Raw genomic sequence first — 17087 nt, 5'->3', positions numbered from 1 at the left:
CTTGGTTGTTAGTTTCTCTCCCTATTCCTTTTCACTACAACAAACGTATTGTTTTCGAAACCTTTTTCCAATTTAAACAGGTCAGATAATTGAGCGACTAACATCAGTCCGCGACCAGAGGAGGACCAACTATCGTCATCCATTAAGTTAGGTGCCTCAATCTGTTTGTTTTTATGTTGGATGAACGTCTTTTCATTGATCGGCGCTCCGCAATCAGAGACTCTCAGTTCCACGAAACCGGACACTTGGTCATCCCCAACCCTACACTCCACTTCAATTGGCAGGCCTTCTATTTCACTGTAAGAATGAATATAAGCGTTATTCATGAGCTCAACGACACAAAGCTCCAATGATTGAATTGCATTTAAGGGGATTTGATGACCCATCAAAAACCGAACAACGTCTTTGCTCGCACTTCGTGAGTGAGTAAGGGAGCTCCCGTAAGTTCGTTTAAATTCGCTCTTTGACATTCTTTTCCTTAAAATCGAGCCTCTCACCATGCCATTTTACCTGTAAAAGGCTGGCATCATCATCAAACTCATCTTCGTTATGCCAAGATTGTACTTTTTTAAAGACGTCTCCCACTTGATCTTCAACTGGCAGCGTGCAAACAGCTTTTATACTCGATGCCAATCGTTGTAGTGAAAACATCTCCTCACCCTGCCTCGCTTCAATCAAGCCATCCGAATAAAGCCACAATGCATCGCCCTCATCCAGATTAATTTGGTTACCGATATATTCCATCGGCTGCATTGCACCAACGATAAAGTTATCGTCACCTATCTGTTCCATCGTTTTCGTACTCGCTCGCCAAACTAAGATCCTGGGGTGGCCAGCCGTGCAATAGCTAAGTTGCCCTGATTTTGTGTTAAGAATGGCGTAAGCCATAGTAAAGTAAAGTTGACTGTTTCTAGTTTGCTGATAACGCCGATTTAGCCGTTCAATCACAGATGCTGGCTCACTTACGCAATAGCCGTCATCTCTCAACTCCATCGTGATCGAATCAGGCCCCTGACTTTGAGATAGCGTCTGTTGAATAGAAAAAGCCATCAAAGCTGAAGAAATACCATGACCAGAAACATCAAGTACATAAAACGCAACATGTTGTTCATCGAGCTCCAAATACCCCAACATATCACCACCAATCTGGGAGCATGGTTTGTAGACATAGCTAAAATTTACATTCTGAATAGTTGATTCAGCAGGGAGTAGTTGCTCCATCAGATGACTAGCAGACTGTAGGTCTTGGTGGATTGTTTGATAGGCCGCATCTAGCTCTTTATTTCTCTCAACGAGTTTGTTGTGCAGTTCTAAAGTACGAAACCCCGCACGGATTCTGGCCTGAAGTTCCTCTACAGACGTCTTTTTATCTACGAAATCATCTGCGCCAGCATCAATGCCTTTCACGATCGAACTTTGGTCATTTCTAGAAGACAGTAGAACAAAGAAAATGTAACGTTCGCTAACTTTAGATTTTAATTGGCGACACAATTCAATACCGTTAATTCCAGGCATCATTAAATCACTCAGCACAAACTGAATATCAGGGCGGTTGGTTAGCACCTCAAGCGCCGCTCGTCCGTCTTCAACTGCAACCACTTCATAGCCCTGCTTTTCCAATGCACTGCTAATGTAAAGCAGTACTGTTTTACTATCATCGACCAAAAGAATGGGTTTCATCTTCCTCCTTAATACGGTTGCTTTACTGGCTAACGCAAAACACTAGTCACTGACTGCTCATTTCTAAAACGGCTGTAGTCTTCGGCTAATAATTGGTGTTGATATCGAGTGTAAGACAACGCTTCATTAGAAATTAGTATCTGATGCTCTTTTTCGATTAACTGACTTTGCAGCCTTTCAATCTGTTCATTCTGCTGTGTGTAATTGAGGTACAGTGCGAATAGACCAAAAACCGAAACCATTAACAGGGCGATTAGAATATTATTGATAGTTTTCACTTGAATACTCATGACCTCTCCTTGTCTATTATTAGACTTTCCATGATGAAAGAGAGCGTCTACGGACCAAGAGCCCAAGGCTCTAAAACGCAACGAAGCAAATTGAGGTTGTTTTTCCAATTATAGGCGATAGGAGAAGAAATAAGAAAAATCTGAAAAAATTTGAATATCCTGCTGAGTTAAGAATCGGTAAGGTGGTAGCAGCGAGCTATCATCCACTCGCTGCAATACATTAACTCTGAAATGCAGGTCTAGCTAAAATTTGGTTATACCATCGAGCAATGTTTGGCGACGTCGATAGCACATCAATTTCTAGGCCTTTAATTGCGAAACTGATCAAAATAAAGCCTGTTATATCAACAATAGTAAAATGGTCTACGGCGATAAAATCATTATGTTCAAGACGCTTGTCTAAGACAGGCAGAAATTCGTAGACGCGTTGTTTTGATTCTTCGCCCCATGCTTCAACGCAACGTTCTCTGTCTCCATAAACTCCGGTCATGTTTCGAAACGCCTGAAATGCCGCATTTAGTCCTTGGAACTCCACCACACGATGCCACATTTCCACCTGAGCACGTTCGAGCTGGTTAGCACCAAACAGCGCCAGATCATTTTCAAACGCTTCATCTAGGTAGCGACAAATCGCCACGCTTTCACAGATCGTCGTACCATCATCCAGTTCTAGTAGAGGCACTTTACCGTTCACGCTTTTCGATTTAAACGGTTCAGATAGGTTATCGCCCTCACGAACGTTCAGCGCAATTCGCTCAACCTCGCCACCGATTTCCTTTAGAAAAATGCTAACTCGCTTACAACTTGGAGTCATTGCGGTTTCATAGAGCTTCATTTCACATCCTTTTATCTTTTTCTAACCGATTGGTTAGGATATACTGTAGCCAGTTTATAAACGATCAGTCAAGAACTTCACTATCAAAAATTTTCAAACAGTTGTGGGTCTGTTTGCTGAGCGAGATTTTTGATGCCGTTTGTGAGTTCACATGAATTTGGAGGTTGATACCCAAGAATAGATGGGTATTCATCATATTGGTTCAGTTCGAACGCTAGAGGTTCTCTGTACCATCCCTCCAAAGCAATTTAATTACCCGATAAGCAGACCCAGGCAGGTAATTTATGGCAAGAAAAGCCAACTTCGACCGAGATGAAAAGCTTCTCGTGGCTATGGATGTGTTTTGGCGCAAGGGCTTTGCGAACACGTCTATCTCGGATCTCACCGACGAGTTGAACATCAACCGCTTCAGTCTTTACAACACCTATGGTGACAAGCAACAGCTCTACTACGAAGCGCTCGATACCTACTTGAAAAAGGTCTCGCTACCGTCACTGAATGATTTGGAAAAAGACGACGCGTCCTTACCTGAGTTGGAATCGTTCCTTAAATCTTTTGCTGAACTGCAACGCAAACGCAACTGTGGGTGTTTTATCCAAAATGCGTTGATTGAGCACGCTGGTGAAGACGATGATGTACTGCGTAAAGGGCATTTTTTGTTCGACCATCTTATCGACATCATTGCGGATGCGCTGACCAATGCGCAAAAAGAAACCTTAGTGCCGAAAACGTTGAAACCAGAAGAGCTTGCTCGTTTTGTTCTCAACAACATGCAAGGCATGCGCGTACTTGGCAAAGCCAAACGTTATGCCGACTTGGATACGGCGCTTTCCTGCTTGCTGGTTTTGATTAGGAAGTGACATGTCGATTGAAGTGATAGCAGTACGTCTTACCAAAGGCATGGACTTAAAGCTGAGCCTAGCGAAATTGGTCGAGCAGCATGGTATCAAAGCAGGCTCGATTGCCTCATGCGTTGGCTGTATCTCTGACCTCAACCTTCGTTTGGCAGGTGCAGAGAGTACGTTAACCAAACAAGAACCATTTGAAATCGTCTCTGTGATGGGAACACTAACGCCTGAGCATCAGCACGTTCATATCTCGGTGTCTGATCGTGATGGACTAGTTTGGGGTGGGCATTTGCTGGAAGGCACAGTGATTGATACTACCGCAGAATTGATCATCCATTCTTACTCAGAGCTTGAGTTCACTAGAGCGATGGACGACTCGACTGGCTATACCGAACTACAAGTGAATCCTTCCAAATAGTAAAAAGCTCCAGAGCCATACTGTGGTGTCTCTGGAGCTTTATTCGCTTGTCTCTTACGCTAAGAATTTACTCATATCGCGCAAGCTAATTTCGAGGATCATTCTTCGACTAAATAACAAACCTGATTATCGTCGACTGTTACTTGCCACGTTTTTAGACAGTGCGCATCGTCTTCCAAACATTGCCCACTCTTTAAACTGAAGTGCTGTTTATACAGTGGTGATGCGACACACATCTCACCATCGATATCACCGACAATCCCTCGACTCATCACATAAGCCTTACCAATTGGATCCCAATCTTGAACGGCGTAAACACCGCTATCAGGAATGTAGAACAACGCGACATGCTCGCCTTCAATCAACACCGTGGCACCGATGAACGGCATTAGGTCATCAAGCTGACACAATTTCACTTTGGTTAACGCTGCCATTTACACCTCCTGTTTCACTGGAATACGCTGACCGCGCACACGTTGGTACGGCAAGACTTTGCTGCCCGACGTGCTGTTCAAGAAAGGACGGAAGCGTTGCAATTTTTGAGGATTATCCAACGTACTCTTCCACTCACATTGATAGGTATCTACAACGCGCGCCATTTGTTCATCCAAAGAGTCACATAGGTTGAGAGAGTCATCCAAAATCACTTGTTTAAGGTAGTCTAGGCCCCCTTCCATGTTCTCCATCCACAACGACGTACGCTGCAAGCGATCTGCGGTGCTGACGTAGAACATCAAGAGTCGGTCGATCATGGTGATCAACTCTGATTTAGATAAGTCGGATGCAAACAAATCAGCGTGTCTTGGTCTCATGCCGCCATTACCACACACATATAGATTCCAGCCGTTTTCAGTGGCGATCACCCCAATGTCTTTACTTTGCGCTTCTGCACACTCGCGAGTACAGCCCGATACGGCAAACTTAAGCTTATGGGGCGCTCGCAATCCTTTGTAGCGGTTCTCTAACTCAATGGCTAATCCGACCGAGTCATCAACACCATAACGACACCACGTAGAACCGACGCAAGATTTCACGGTGCGCACCGATTTGCCGTAGGCGTGCCCTGTTTCAAAACCAGCATCAATCAAGGTTTGCCAGATTTCAGGAAGCTGTTCTAACTGCGCGCCAAATAAATCCACGCGTTGACCACCAGTGATCTTGGTGTACAGATCGTATTGCTGAGCAACTTCGCCTAGCACGATGAGTTTGTCTGGTGTGATTTCGCCGCCCGGAACACGAGGTACAATCGAGTAAGAGCCATCTTTTTGCAGGTTTGCCATGAAAGCATCGTTAGAATCTTGCAGAGATTGATGCTGCGGCTCCATGATGTGTTCATTCCACAAAGAAGCAAACACAGATGCTGCTGTCGGCTTACAGATATCACACCCATGCCCTTTGCCATGCAGTGCAATTAAGGTGTCGAAGTCTTTGATTTGTTCCACTTGGCAAATATGGAACATCTCTTGGCGACTAAGCTCAAAGTGCTCACAAAGGTGGTTGTTAACCTCTACCCCCATGGCTGCCAATTGAGTATCCAATACCGACTTGACCATATTGCTACAGCCACCACAGCCAGTACCGGCTTTGGTGTTGGCTTTAAGGTCCGTCAGGTTGGTAGTACCAGCTTGAATCTCGGCAACTAAGTCGCCTTTTGTGACGTTGTGACAAGAACAGATGATGGCGCTGTCTGGCATTTCTCCGTCCAGCATTCCGGTATCAAACAGCAGGTTCGCTGCATGGTCTGGCAAGACAGTTTTGTTCAAATAACACTGTAAGAGCGCATCGTAGTCACTGTTGTCACCAACGAGAATCGCACCAAGTAATTGGGTGCCGCTCGCATCAACCACCAGCTTTTTGTAGATGCCTGCAACCGCATCTTGCAATACCATTTCTTGAGCGCCTTCGGTTTGCATTTGTGCATCGCCGATAGACGCCACATCCACCCCAAGCAGCTTGAGTTTGGTGCTCATGTCTGCACCTTTAAAACCTTCGCTCGGCATACCAGTCAAAACATCGGCAGTGGTTCTCGCCATGGTGTAACCGGGAGCGACCAAACCAAAGATCTTCTGCTCCCAAAGGGCACATTCGCCAATCGCGTATATGTTCTCATCGCTGGTTTGGCATTGGTTATTTATCACAATGCCGCCTCGCTCACCGACCTCTAGCTCGGCCAATCTTGCCAACTCATCTTGAGGGCGAATGCCTGCGGAAAAGACAATCACATCCACTTCGAGAGGATCTTTGTCTTTAAACACCATACGATGCTTAGCCGTTTCACCATCGCAGATTCGCTCCGTACCCGTTGAGGTGTGAACGGTTAGCCCTAGCGCTTCAATCTTCTCTTTTAGCACCAAGCCTGCACCATCATCTAATTGCACGGGCATCAGGCGAGGCGCAAACTCAATGACGTGAGTTTCTAACCCCAATAGTTTGAGTGCGTTTGCCGCTTCTAAACCCAACAAGCCGCCGCCAATCACTGCGCCTGTTCTTGCGCCTTCACATGCCTTTTTGATTTGTGAAAGGTCATCAAGCGTGCGGTAGACAAACACGTTGTCTCGGTCTTTACCTTCAATTGGAGGCACAAACGGGTAAGAACCGGTCGCGAGCACGAGTTGGTCGTAACCCAGCACATCTTCACCATCAAGCAGAATACGCTTTTGCTCTCTGTCGATGCCTGTTACTTGGCTGCCAAGTACGAGTTGGATGCCATGCATGTCGTACCATTCTTGGTTACTCAGCATCAAATCATCATGAGACTTACCCGCAAACAAAGAGGACAACTGTACACGGTCATACGCGATAAAGCGCTCTGCACCAATCACGGTAATTCGGTGCTCCAAATGCGCGTTTTTCTGCACTAATTGCTCGACGAGGTGTTGCCCGACCATACCGTTGCCTACCACAACGATGTGGCTCAATGCGTTCTTTACTGGAATCGTTAAAGGACTGTTCATCGCTGTCTCCTTATGCCGTTTGCGCTGCGGTTTTGGGTTTGTCTTCTTTCGAAGCAGGAATCTCGACTTTGGATTGCTTCTCGTAAAGGAACTTCAACACGGCTTGGCGACACTTCTGATACTGCGCATCATCCGCCAGTGCGACACGCTCACGGGGACGCGGTAAATTCACTTCTAACACTTCACCAATGGTTGCCGCCGGTCCGTTAGTCATCATCACGATTTTGTCGGATAGCAACACCGCCTCATCCACATCGTGGGTAATCATGATGACGGTGTTGTTTAGCTCGGCTTGAATCTTCATCAGTGCATCCTGCAAATGCGCACGAGTTAACGCATCCAACGCACCAAATGGTTCATCCATCAGCAAAACCTTTGGTTGAAGTGCCAGTGCTCTGGCGATGCCGACTCGCTGCTTCATACCACCCGAGATTTCATCCGGCTTTTTGTGCGCGGCATGCTGCATTTGAATCAACTCCAAATAGTGATTCACTTGCTCCTGAATCCACGCTTTGCCCTTTTTGCCGGCAATTTGTTTTACAGCTAGCTCAACGTTTTGATATACGGTGAGCCAAGGCAACAATGAATGGTTTTGGAACACCACTGCGCGGTCAGGTCCCGGTCCAGCTACTTCTCGTCCATCGACGATTACGCCGCCGTCTGTTGGCATGTGTAGCCCTGCAACTAAGTTCAATACCGTTGATTTACCGCAGCCAGAGTGGCCAATCAGCGATACAAACTCGCCTTTATTGATTTGTAAATCGACGTTCTTAAGCGCGATGAACTCGCCATCTGGCGTTGGGAATCGCATCCCTAAACGCGTTAGATCTAATAATGCTTTTTCCATGATCTTTTCCCTTATCTCAACGCTTGTTGTTTATTCCAAGACAGCCACTTTTGAAGTTGCAACATGCCTCTATCGAGCATCAATCCAATAAAGCCGATGGTGATGACGGCGACCATAATACGACCCAATGATGCCGAGCTGCCGTTTTGGAATTCATCCCAAACGAACTTGCCTAACCCTGGGTTCTGAGCGAGCATTTCTGCCGCAATCAACACCATCCAAGCGATACCTAAAGAGAGACGTAAACCTGTGAAGATCATTGGAATGGCAGAAGGTAAAACGATAGTGCGGATGTGCTGCCACCACGAAAGTTGAAGCACTTTACTCACGTTGATTAAGTCTTTATCAACGCTCGTTACACCCACAGCGGTATTAATCAGCGTCGGCCATAAGCTACACAGCGCCACGGTGATCAGTGAGTTGATGAACGACTTAGCAAACATCGGGTCATCACTCACATAAGTGGCACTTACAACCATAGTGACGATAGGCAGCCAAGCCAAAGGTGATACAGGCTTGAGCAATTGAATGATTGGGTTGAACGCTTGATACAGCCCTTGATTAAGACCAAGCACGATACCAAGCGGAATTGCGATAACCGTCGCCAGTAAAAAGCCCGCGGTTACAGTCACTAGGCTTGTTATGATTTGATCGAAGAACGTCGGTTTACCTGTGTAGGGACGAATCTTCACTTCCGCGTCCGGATTCTTGGCTAACTTCGCAGCATTGCGCTTTTCCTGACGCTCGATAAACGCTTGTTCCTTTTCTCGCTCTTGCCAATGGTCATCGACAAGGTTGCTGAACTGCTGAAAAGTTTGCACAGGCCCCGGTAGCGTACCTAATGAGGTTTGCACTTCTCTCGCTGCTAAGTGCCACATTGCCAAAAAGATCAGCAAACCAATGACGGGCAAAAGTACCAACCGACTTCGGTTCACTACCTGCTTAGCAGGAAAAAGGGAAATGACATTACTAGACATACTCACTCCTAAGAAATTTACATCCTTGTTACCACAAGCGAATTCCCTCGCCTGTGGCGTTTACCGTTATGGTTAAACCTTGTCTTTTCCTTTAAGCCCGATAGAGAACTTCTCTAAATATTTATTTGGCTCGCGACCGTCATAAACGATGTTGTCGATAAAGTGTGTTTGTGGCGCACGGAAACCATCTTCAGCACTAAAATCTGGGAAGTCTTTTTTGCTCAACACACCATCTTCAATCAGTGCTTGAGCCGCTTGTTGGTAAATGTCCGGACGGTAAACCTCTTTTGCGACATCCATGTACCAATCATCGGATTTCTCGCTTGAGATTTGCCCCCAGCGACGCATTTGGGTCAGGTACCAAATCGCATCGCTGTAATACGGATAAGTGGCGTTATGACGGAAGAACACGTTGAAGTCTGGCACGTCTCGTTTGTCGCCTTTCTCGTATTCAAATGTGCCGGTCATTGAGTTGGCAATAACTTCGGCATCGGCTCCGACGTATTCGCTTTTTGATAGCATCTTCACTGCTTCTTGGCGGTTGGCATTGTCATTTTCATCCAACCAATGTGCCGCTCGAATCAAGGCTTTCACTACGCGAATGTGCGTGTTTGGATACTTCTCAGCCCAAGCTTTGGAAACACCAAACACTTTCTCTGGGTTGTTCCTCCAGATCTCGTAATCGGTCACGACTGGCGTACCAATACCTTTGAATACAGCTTGTTGGTTCCATGGTTCGCCTACGCAGTACCCTTTGATCGTGCCCGCTTCCATTGTTGCTGGCATTTGTGGTGGCGGTGTAACACTCAAAAGAACGTCAGCATCCAACTGGCCACTGTTATCGCCTGAGTCTGGTGCGTAAAAACCTGGATGAATCCCACCTGCCGCTAACCAGTATCGCAACTCATAGTTGTGCGTCGATACAGGGAACACCATCCCCATGTTGAACGGTTTGCCTTTATCCAGATAGCTGTCGACCACAGGCTTCAGTGCATCCGCTTTGATTGGGTGAACTGGCTTGCCATCTGGTTGCTTTGGAATGTATTGCTTCATCTGTTCCCAAGTATCATTGGAAACCGTGATTGCGTTGCCGTTCAAATCCATACTGAGCGCGGTAATCACTTCCGCTTTTGTGCCGACACCAATCGTTGCGCCCAATGGCTGACCAGCAAGCATGTGCGCGCCAGCAAGCTCACCGTCGATGACTCGGTCTAATAGCACCTTCCAGTTTGCTTGTGCTTCTAAAGTGACGTACAAGCCTTCGTCTTCAAAAAAGCCTTTCTCATAAGCAACCGCCAGCGGTGCCATATCGGTTAACTTAATAAAACCAAACTTCAGATCTTCAATTTCTGGCTCACCCAACTCTGCCTTTACACTGACCGCGGTGAATACCGATAACGAAATTGCTGACACTTTCAGCATCGAACTCCATTTCATTGGTTTGCTCCCATAAAAAAAGCGCCGCTACTCCGAAGAGCAGTAGCGCCGTTGCTAAGTCTACAATTACCGCCGTTGATAATTGAGATAAGCGATTCAACAATAAACCCAATTCTTCTAATCCAATTACTGTGCCAACTTATTTTTCACAGTAAATACAATAGATTAGTATATCTTGCCGTTTGTTATTCCCTGTTATTGCTTGCTGATAGTGCAACACGCACCACGTTAGAAAACGCACTATAACCCCAAAGTAGTAGAACGACTAATCAAGCACCTCCAAAGTAGTTATCAAATTCTTGGCAACTTGTGCGAGCGTTTGGCTCGATTGCATGGCTGAATTTCTTAGCGCTTTATAAGCCTGTCCTTCATCAACGCTGTGCATCTTCATCAGCAGACCTTTCGCTTTTTCCACCAGCTTGCGCTCTTCAATCTTATTGGTCAGTAATTCAATTTCCGATTGCATACTTTCGAATTTCGCTCTCACTAATGTCGCATGTTCAATCCAAGGTTGAAGTGCAAACTCACTATCGTGCGGCATAAGAACATAGTCCATTTTTTCTGATAAACGATTGATATCATTGGATGATAATTGCTTTAAGACGATAAGAAGTGGTGCCAATTTTCTGCGGCAGAAATCGACGATCAAACGCAGTTCCGCGGTTGGTTGCTGCCATCCAACCACAACGCTTGCTGACGGTTCTCGTTGCATTAACGTTTCTAGTTGTGCCAATTGGCAACCCATGATGTTGTCGTAATCTTTGCTCAATAAGCCGGACAATCGAGCCTGCTCTTGGAGGCTATCACAGCATACTATGATGGGTGTTTTTGACGTTGATTGAGTCATGCACATTCCTTGTTTATATCTCACTCACTAAGAGAGACATAACAAGGAATGTGCCAACTAAAGTAGAAGCCTTTTAACTAGAAGCGAGATGTTCTTTGAAGAAGCCGAGTGTGCGTTCCCAAGCGAGCGCCGCTTCTTCCGGTGCGTAGCGTGCTGTTGAGTCGTTATGGAAGCCGTGGTTGACGTTCTCATACATTAACGCCTGATATTGCGCATCGTTCGCGATTAATTGCTGCTCATAGGCAGGCCATGTGTCGTTGACGCGCTTATCGAGCCCTGCGAAGTGAATCATCAACGGCCCTTTGACCTGCTTTTGAATCTCTTGCGCCGCTGGTGTTCCGTAGAAAGGCACACCTGCATCGAGTTCTTCTGGCATTACCGCGGCAAGCATGTTGACAATGTATCCACCGAAGCAGAATCCAACCGCGCCCAATTTACCGTTGCCACCCTCGTATTGTTTGAGGAAGTTAGCCGCTGCAATAAAGTCTTGTTCGATCTTGGCTCTGTCCATCTCTTTCTGCATGGCGCGCCCCTCATCGTCGTTCCCCGGATAGCCGCCGAGTGGATAAAGTGCGTCTGGTGCGAAAGCAATAAAGCCATCTTTTGCAAGTCGTCTTGCGACATCTTTGATATAAGGGTTCAGACCTCGGTTTTCATGGATCACCAACACAGTCGGCGATTTTAAGGTCTTCTTCTGTGGCATCACCAAATAACCACGCCCTTCTCCATGCCCATTTGGAGATGGAAAGGTTTCGTAAGTTGCTTTGATGTCAGGATCGTTAAATGAAACTTGTTCTGCGAGTGCATAATTCGGGGTTAGCGCATCGACCAGTGCTGTCATGCTAAAGCCAAGCACCGCAAGGCCACCCAGCCTGTTAAGAAACTCACGGCGCGTGATTTTTCCGTGGGCGTATTCGTCGTACCAATCGAAGGCTTCTTGCGGGATCGGATGAGAAGCCTTTTCACTAGGAGTGGTATGCTTTAGAACCATTATCCATGTCCTCTGTGTCTTACCATATGGGATTTTCTCATTCTCAAAAGCGCAGCGAGAAACGAACGCGATTGAGGCTAAAACTGCGGTTTCACCACTCTAATACGGAGCAAGGTGGTGAAACACATCATTGGCGAGCTAGGATCTTTTACCTTCTTCAAACAATAGATAATGGATTCAGATTCAACAACTTTGCGTCGTTGGTTTTACATTAATTGACAATAGTATCTTATTGCTGGCCGCAATAGGCTTGCCAGTAAGAGAAAGCTCGTTCGAATGCTTTTTCTCTGTCGTGCATCTGTGCAAACAAGACCACTGTCATTGTGGCAAGAACCGTATTTGCCATTTGGTTCATGTCATCTTCTGACGTCCCAAATGAGCAGTTCGCAGGCATTGGCACCTCAGACAGCATTTGCTCCGTCCAGTAGTGCGATGTCACGCCGCTTGTTTGGCTTAGCCATACCGTTTGGCTTACTTTCGGGTTGTATTCTGACTCACCCGATTGTCCTTTGAATGAAACAACGGCATGAGCGGTTTGACCAATCTCGAATTCGACTTCAGCATGAAGTTGTTGGAACCCAGGATGGAAGCTACCACGAATACCAACCGTCGCCTGCCCCGGATTCAATGCTCGAACCACGGTATTAATCGGCGTTCTAAGCCCATAACGATTCTTCCAACCGATCATGGTTTCTGCTTGGGGTGCAAACGAACTCAGCGGCAGATACACGATGTTTTGTGTTTCTAAGACCCGTTTTGCGTCTTCGGCTGATTCCGCTTTCTTGATAGCAAACTTGTCGAGGTAATCTTCGGCATGCAAACGACCAGATTGACGGTCATGATAGCCGTGCATCAGCACTTTATGGCCATTATCCGCGAGGATCTTCGCTGCCAACAGGTGCCACGGTTGACCTGCCGCTTCACGTTTGCCCGCATAACATGGCCAGTCAATGTCTGCACCAATAGCAGGCATGCGGGATTGGAATGCTTTCACAAAGCCAGCGATTTCTTGTTGAGTTTCGTTCTGTACACGGATCAGCATCAATAACATCGCCATCTGATCGTCGTCGCACTCACCGTTTAGATATTCATCCATAACTCGAAACGCTTGGTCAAAGTTCAGTGGTTTTCTACCACGTTCGCCACGACCGACTATTCTGATACATTCCAAAATGCTGCTCATATTCCCTCGTATTCCGTCACTGACTGTACGGTTTCTATTAGTTGTTCGCGCAGTTTGACAACTTCTCCCATCACAATCAATGCTGGGCTCACGCCTTTAAGTGTAATCGATAAATCATTGAGCTGATTGAGTTGGGTAACATGCACTTGTTGTTGAGGGCTGCAACCATGAGTGATGATCGCGACTGGAAAATCTTCTCTCAAACCAGAGCCTATTAAACCCGTTTGTATTTGCGATGACTTTTCTAACCCCATATAGAAGACTAACGTTTGTCCGCTTTGCATCAGTTGGCTCCACGCTTCAAATGCGCCTGTTACCACTTGCCCCGTCACAAAGGTAACGCTACGAGCAACGCCACGATGAGTCAGCGGAATCAAGCTGTTTGCTGAACATCCAATCGCAGCGGTAATGCCGGGAATGACTTCGTACGCGATTGAGTGTTTGACGAGTGCTAACGCCTCTTCACCTCCACGGCCAAATACAAAAGGATCTCCCCCTTTTAAGCGTACAACTCGCTTTCCTTGTTGAGCGAGCGATACCATCAAGTCACAAATTTCTTCCTGACCAATACTAGGTTGTCCGCATCTTTTGCCCACGTAAATCCAATCGGCTTGTGGCGAAGCCAACTCCAAAATATCTTTGTTAACCAAACGGTCGTACAACAGTACCTCTGCCGACATAATCGCTTTCACAGCTTTTACCGTTAACAAGTCAGGATCGTGCGGCCCTGCTCCAACAATCGAGACAAAACCTTTGCGGTTCGCGTCGAAGTCTACTGAATGGTCTTCTAAGAGTTGGTTCAGTTTGCTTGCTTGATCATGCTTAGAAAAGCGAGACGAGCGTTCTTGATTCTGACTCGCTTGTCCTTTCTTAAACCAAGACTTTTGATAAGGCGCTTCCATGTGCTTATCCTCTTTATGACTTACTTTATTTGAATAGCCAGACTTTGCTGGTTCGCTTGCTGTTTGCCCTTTTGATGCTGATGACTGTCGACCATTTGTTTGATTTGAGAGACGCACGAGCCACAGTTGGTGCCGCATTTGAGTTTGTTTTGAAGCTGGGTCAGTGACGTGCAGTCTTGTTTCTCCATCGCGTCATGTATTTGTTTATCAGTGACACGGAAACAACTACAAACCAGTTTGGCACTGCTTTGCGATTGAGTGATGGTAAGCAGTTGCGATAGCTCCATTGGCTTGCCAATCAAGCCGGTAAAGTTGGTGTAGTCGGTTTGAATCGGTTCACTAGACACCACTAAAACAGAACGAATGATACGAACGTCTCCAACAAGGTCGTAATCCACTGCTAACCAACCTTGGGCAATATCTATCGTAATTCTGCGGCTCTTTTCCGTTCGACAAAAACTCTGCTTCTTTGGTCGCTTATCGTGTGCAAAGCGCCAAATGCCCAAATTGCTTTCTGCTTGAAATGCGCTGTAGAGAAATTTACCGGAATCAAACTGTGTACCGATGAACATACCGTAGGTTTTTACCGCCGCATCTTGCACTTCAACATAAGACGACTTAAACGCAGGCTGCCCGGAAATAGGGTCTTTTGCGCTGTTTACTATCGCGTTAACACTGTTTTCACCGCCATATCGACCCGCCCAGTGCATTGACATAAATAGCTCTTGAAAACCCAAACCTTCATCAATGGCAACTTTGGCATAAATACTGGTGTTTGAAGTAGGCTGAAACAGCTTGGTGAGTTGTCCTGCTTTTAAGCGATTTTGAGTAGCAGAGAGTGTGTTCATGTACACGGTTGGTTCTAACTCAGAGGCGGCAAGGTGTGCGATATGACCTGTGCGCGTCATGGTATGCCATTGATCACGTTGCCTGCCCGTATTGAGCCACCAGCCTTTTGTTCTTTCTAAACGCGTAGGAGATTCACTGGTCACGACAAAACGTGCTTTACCATCTGGGTGCGAATAGATGCCATCAGCAAAAGGACGCTCTCCTCCCCATTGTGTCGGCATCCACTCTTCGTATTCTTGCTGGGTTAAGTTGGCGTATTGAGAAAGATCTAGCTTCAATGGCGAATCTGCATTCATACCTGTCATCGCCGCATATTCCCTGAATACCGCCCGCTCAGAAGTAAACGCAAAGCCATTTTGTGTCTTTTCCAATGCACACAGAGCTTGTCCGACTTGGCTTATCGCCCACCAATCTGATTTTGCTTCACCCGGAGGCATTTGAAACTGGCGCTGCCTTGAAAGTCGACGCTCAGAATTGGTCACCATGCCTTGCTTCTCCCCCCAGCCAGCGGCGGGTAGCAATAGGTCCGCATAATGCGCTACATCCGAATCCGCTGTGATATCGGAAACAATCACAAACGGACAAATCTCTAGTGCACGTTTTACCAATTGGTTATCTGGCAAAGAGACAACAGGATTGGTTGCCATGATCCAGAGAACTTTAATCTCACCACGTTCTACCGCCTCAAACAGTTCAACAGCTTTTAAACCGGGCTGAGTGGCAATTTCTGGTGACTCCCAAAACGCCTGCACTTGCTTGATAGACTTTGCGTCAAAAGCGCGATGAATCGCTAACTGGTTTGCCAAACCACCGACTTCTCGTCCGCCCATCGCATTCGGCTGACCTGTAATAGAAAATGGTCCGCAACCTGACTTGGCAATTTTACCTGACGCCAAATGTGCATTAATAATGGCATTGCCTTTGTCGACACCATTTTCGGCTTGGTTAACCCCTTGGCAAAACAACGTAATTGCGGTTGGGCTTTGCGCAAACCATTGGAAGAATGTCGTGAGTTTTTCTTCTGAAATGCCAATGGAAGACGTCAAATTAGTGACATCGTAACGAAAATCAGAAACTTCTTCTCTAAGTGCATTAAATCCGTCGGTATAAGAATTTATGTATTCAGAATCAATCAATTGTTGTTCAATAAGAAACTTGAGCAGCCCATTGAAGAGTGACACATCACCATCGTTTTTAATCGGTAGATGCAAATCCGCTTGCTGTGCGGTGACCGTTTCACGCGGGTCAATGACCACCAGCTTGAGATTAGGATTGTTCTCTCTCGCTTGTTGAATGCGTCGAAATAAAACAGGGTGCGTCCAAGCAGTATTCGCACCGCAGATGACCAACAGCTCGGTATTATCAATGTCATCGTAATTGACAGGAACGACATCTTCGCCAAACGCTCGTACATGAGCCGCAACCGCCGAAGACATACACAAACGGGAGTTAGTATCGATGTTTGCGCTGCCAACATAGCCTTTCATGAGTTTGTTGGCGACGTAATAGTCTTCCGTCAACAACTGCCCTGACACATACATCGCGACGGAATCCGATCCAAACTCTGCTTTCGCTTGATGAATCTTTTCTGCAATCAGATCCGTGGCTTGTTGCCATTGCACTTCTTGCCCTTGAGGTCGCAGCTTGGTGACAAGCTTTGGATACAGCAAGCGCGAAGGCATATTCAAGCTCTCTGCCAACGCGACGCCCTTTACGCACAGTGATCCCGCATTTGCAGGATGACACGCATCCCCAACGATTCCTTTCGCATTGACCTCGACACCACATCCAACACCACAATAGGGACAAGTGGTTTTTTTGCATCCTTGCGACATAACACCTCCAGTGCGATTCAGCCCAACTTACTAGCAAAAAAAAGCCTCTCCCGAATCGAGAGAGGCAGCAATGCCTTTAACGCTGTTAGTACATTTTCAAAAAGTAATACCCTATACCGCTCTCGCCTGCTATTGAGAGCGGTGCATCGAGTTATCGATGAACGTTTATGTAAAGCAAGTGAGGTGCCAAGATT

The 17087-nt window shown here is 46.5% G+C and carries 16 protein-coding genes; 2 read left to right on the top strand and 14 right to left on the bottom strand.

What is annotated here, in order from left to right:
• Positions 1-8: 8 nt before the first annotated feature.
• The 4 genes from R7P64_RS04095 to R7P64_RS04080 all read right to left on the bottom strand — a co-directional run bounded on the left by R7P64_RS04095 (position 9) and on the right by R7P64_RS04080 (position 2805).
• Positions 9-470 carry an ATP-binding protein gene (locus R7P64_RS04095; RefSeq protein ID WP_053349943.1) on the bottom strand — a complete coding sequence of 154 codons (462 nt, stop codon included), beginning with the start codon at positions 468-470 and terminating at the stop codon, positions 9-11.
• Positions 451-1680: a PP2C family protein-serine/threonine phosphatase gene (locus R7P64_RS04090; protein WP_318123187.1), complete on the bottom strand. Its 1230-nt coding sequence runs from the start codon at positions 1678-1680 to the stop codon at positions 451-453. The genes R7P64_RS04095 and R7P64_RS04090 overlap by 20 nt, the downstream gene beginning before the upstream one ends.
• Before the next feature lie 29 nt (positions 1681-1709).
• The gene (locus tag R7P64_RS04085; protein ID WP_017820228.1) at positions 1710-1970 is read right to left on the bottom strand and encodes a hypothetical protein; all 261 of its coding nucleotides are present in this window, start codon (positions 1968-1970) and stop codon (positions 1710-1712) included.
• A 220-nt stretch (positions 1971-2190) separates the two neighbouring features.
• Complete coding sequence (locus R7P64_RS04080; RefSeq protein WP_005375905.1) at positions 2191-2805, bottom strand: glutathione S-transferase family protein; 615 nt, start codon at positions 2803-2805, stop codon at positions 2191-2193.
• Between the two features lie 284 nt (positions 2806-3089).
• Between R7P64_RS04080 and R7P64_RS04075 the strand changes: the two genes are divergently transcribed.
• On the top strand, positions 3090-3665 hold the full coding sequence (locus R7P64_RS04075; protein ID WP_005375904.1) for a TetR/AcrR family transcriptional regulator: 576 nt from the start codon (positions 3090-3092) through the stop codon (positions 3663-3665).
• A gap of 1 nt (position 3666) precedes the next feature.
• Entirely contained in the window at positions 3667-4071 is a 405-nt protein-coding gene (locus R7P64_RS04070) for a PPC domain-containing DNA-binding protein (protein ID WP_031845699.1), read from the top strand.
• A 98-nt stretch (positions 4072-4169) separates the two neighbouring features.
• Here R7P64_RS04070 and nirD read toward each other — a convergent pair whose 3' ends face one another.
• The 10 genes from nirD to R7P64_RS04020 form a co-directional block, all read right to left on the bottom strand.
• Positions 4170-4505: a nitrite reductase small subunit NirD gene (nirD, locus tag R7P64_RS04065; RefSeq protein WP_042764613.1), complete on the bottom strand. Its 336-nt coding sequence runs from the start codon at positions 4503-4505 to the stop codon at positions 4170-4172.
• A complete protein-coding gene (nirB, locus tag R7P64_RS04060; protein ID WP_318123185.1) occupies positions 4506-7025 on the bottom strand; it encodes a nitrite reductase large subunit NirB in 2520 nt (839 codons plus the stop codon).
• Positions 7026-7035: 10 nt separating this feature from the next.
• Positions 7036-7872 carry an ABC transporter ATP-binding protein gene (locus tag R7P64_RS04055; RefSeq protein ID WP_005450080.1) on the bottom strand — a complete coding sequence of 279 codons (837 nt, stop codon included), beginning with the start codon at positions 7870-7872 and terminating at the stop codon, positions 7036-7038.
• A gap of 11 nt (positions 7873-7883) precedes the next feature.
• Complete coding sequence (locus R7P64_RS04050) at positions 7884-8849, bottom strand: ABC transporter permease (protein WP_005375889.1); 966 nt, start codon at positions 8847-8849, stop codon at positions 7884-7886.
• Between the two features lie 72 nt (positions 8850-8921).
• On the bottom strand, positions 8922-10286 hold the full coding sequence (locus R7P64_RS04045; protein WP_318123184.1) for a CmpA/NrtA family ABC transporter substrate-binding protein: 1365 nt from the start codon (positions 10284-10286) through the stop codon (positions 8922-8924).
• A 265-nt stretch (positions 10287-10551) separates the two neighbouring features.
• A complete protein-coding gene (locus R7P64_RS04040; RefSeq protein ID WP_318123183.1) occupies positions 10552-11133 on the bottom strand; it encodes an ANTAR domain-containing response regulator in 582 nt (193 codons plus the stop codon).
• A gap of 73 nt (positions 11134-11206) precedes the next feature.
• Complete coding sequence (locus R7P64_RS04035; RefSeq protein WP_258647213.1) at positions 11207-12124, bottom strand: dienelactone hydrolase family protein; 918 nt, start codon at positions 12122-12124, stop codon at positions 11207-11209.
• Positions 12125-12353: 229 nt separating this feature from the next.
• The gene (locus R7P64_RS04030) at positions 12354-13307 is read right to left on the bottom strand and encodes a glycosyl transferase family protein (protein WP_318123182.1); all 954 of its coding nucleotides are present in this window, start codon (positions 13305-13307) and stop codon (positions 12354-12356) included.
• The gene (gene cobA / locus R7P64_RS04025) at positions 13304-14209 is read right to left on the bottom strand and encodes a uroporphyrinogen-III C-methyltransferase (RefSeq protein ID WP_318123181.1); all 906 of its coding nucleotides are present in this window, start codon (positions 14207-14209) and stop codon (positions 13304-13306) included. Before cobA ends, R7P64_RS04030 begins: the two co-directional genes overlap by 4 nt.
• Positions 14210-14229: 20 nt before the next feature.
• The gene (locus R7P64_RS04020) at positions 14230-16893 is read right to left on the bottom strand and encodes a nitrate reductase (protein WP_318077231.1); all 2664 of its coding nucleotides are present in this window, start codon (positions 16891-16893) and stop codon (positions 14230-14232) included.
• Between the last annotated feature and the right edge of the window lie 194 nt (positions 16894-17087).

It is taken from the genome of Vibrio sp. 2304 (genome assembly GCF_033339475.1).
GTDB lineage: Bacteria > Pseudomonadota > Gammaproteobacteria > Enterobacterales > Vibrionaceae > Vibrio > Vibrio alginolyticus.
The sequence above is the reverse complement of the archived record's forward strand: the minus strand, read 5'-3'. Positions and strand labels throughout refer to the sequence as shown.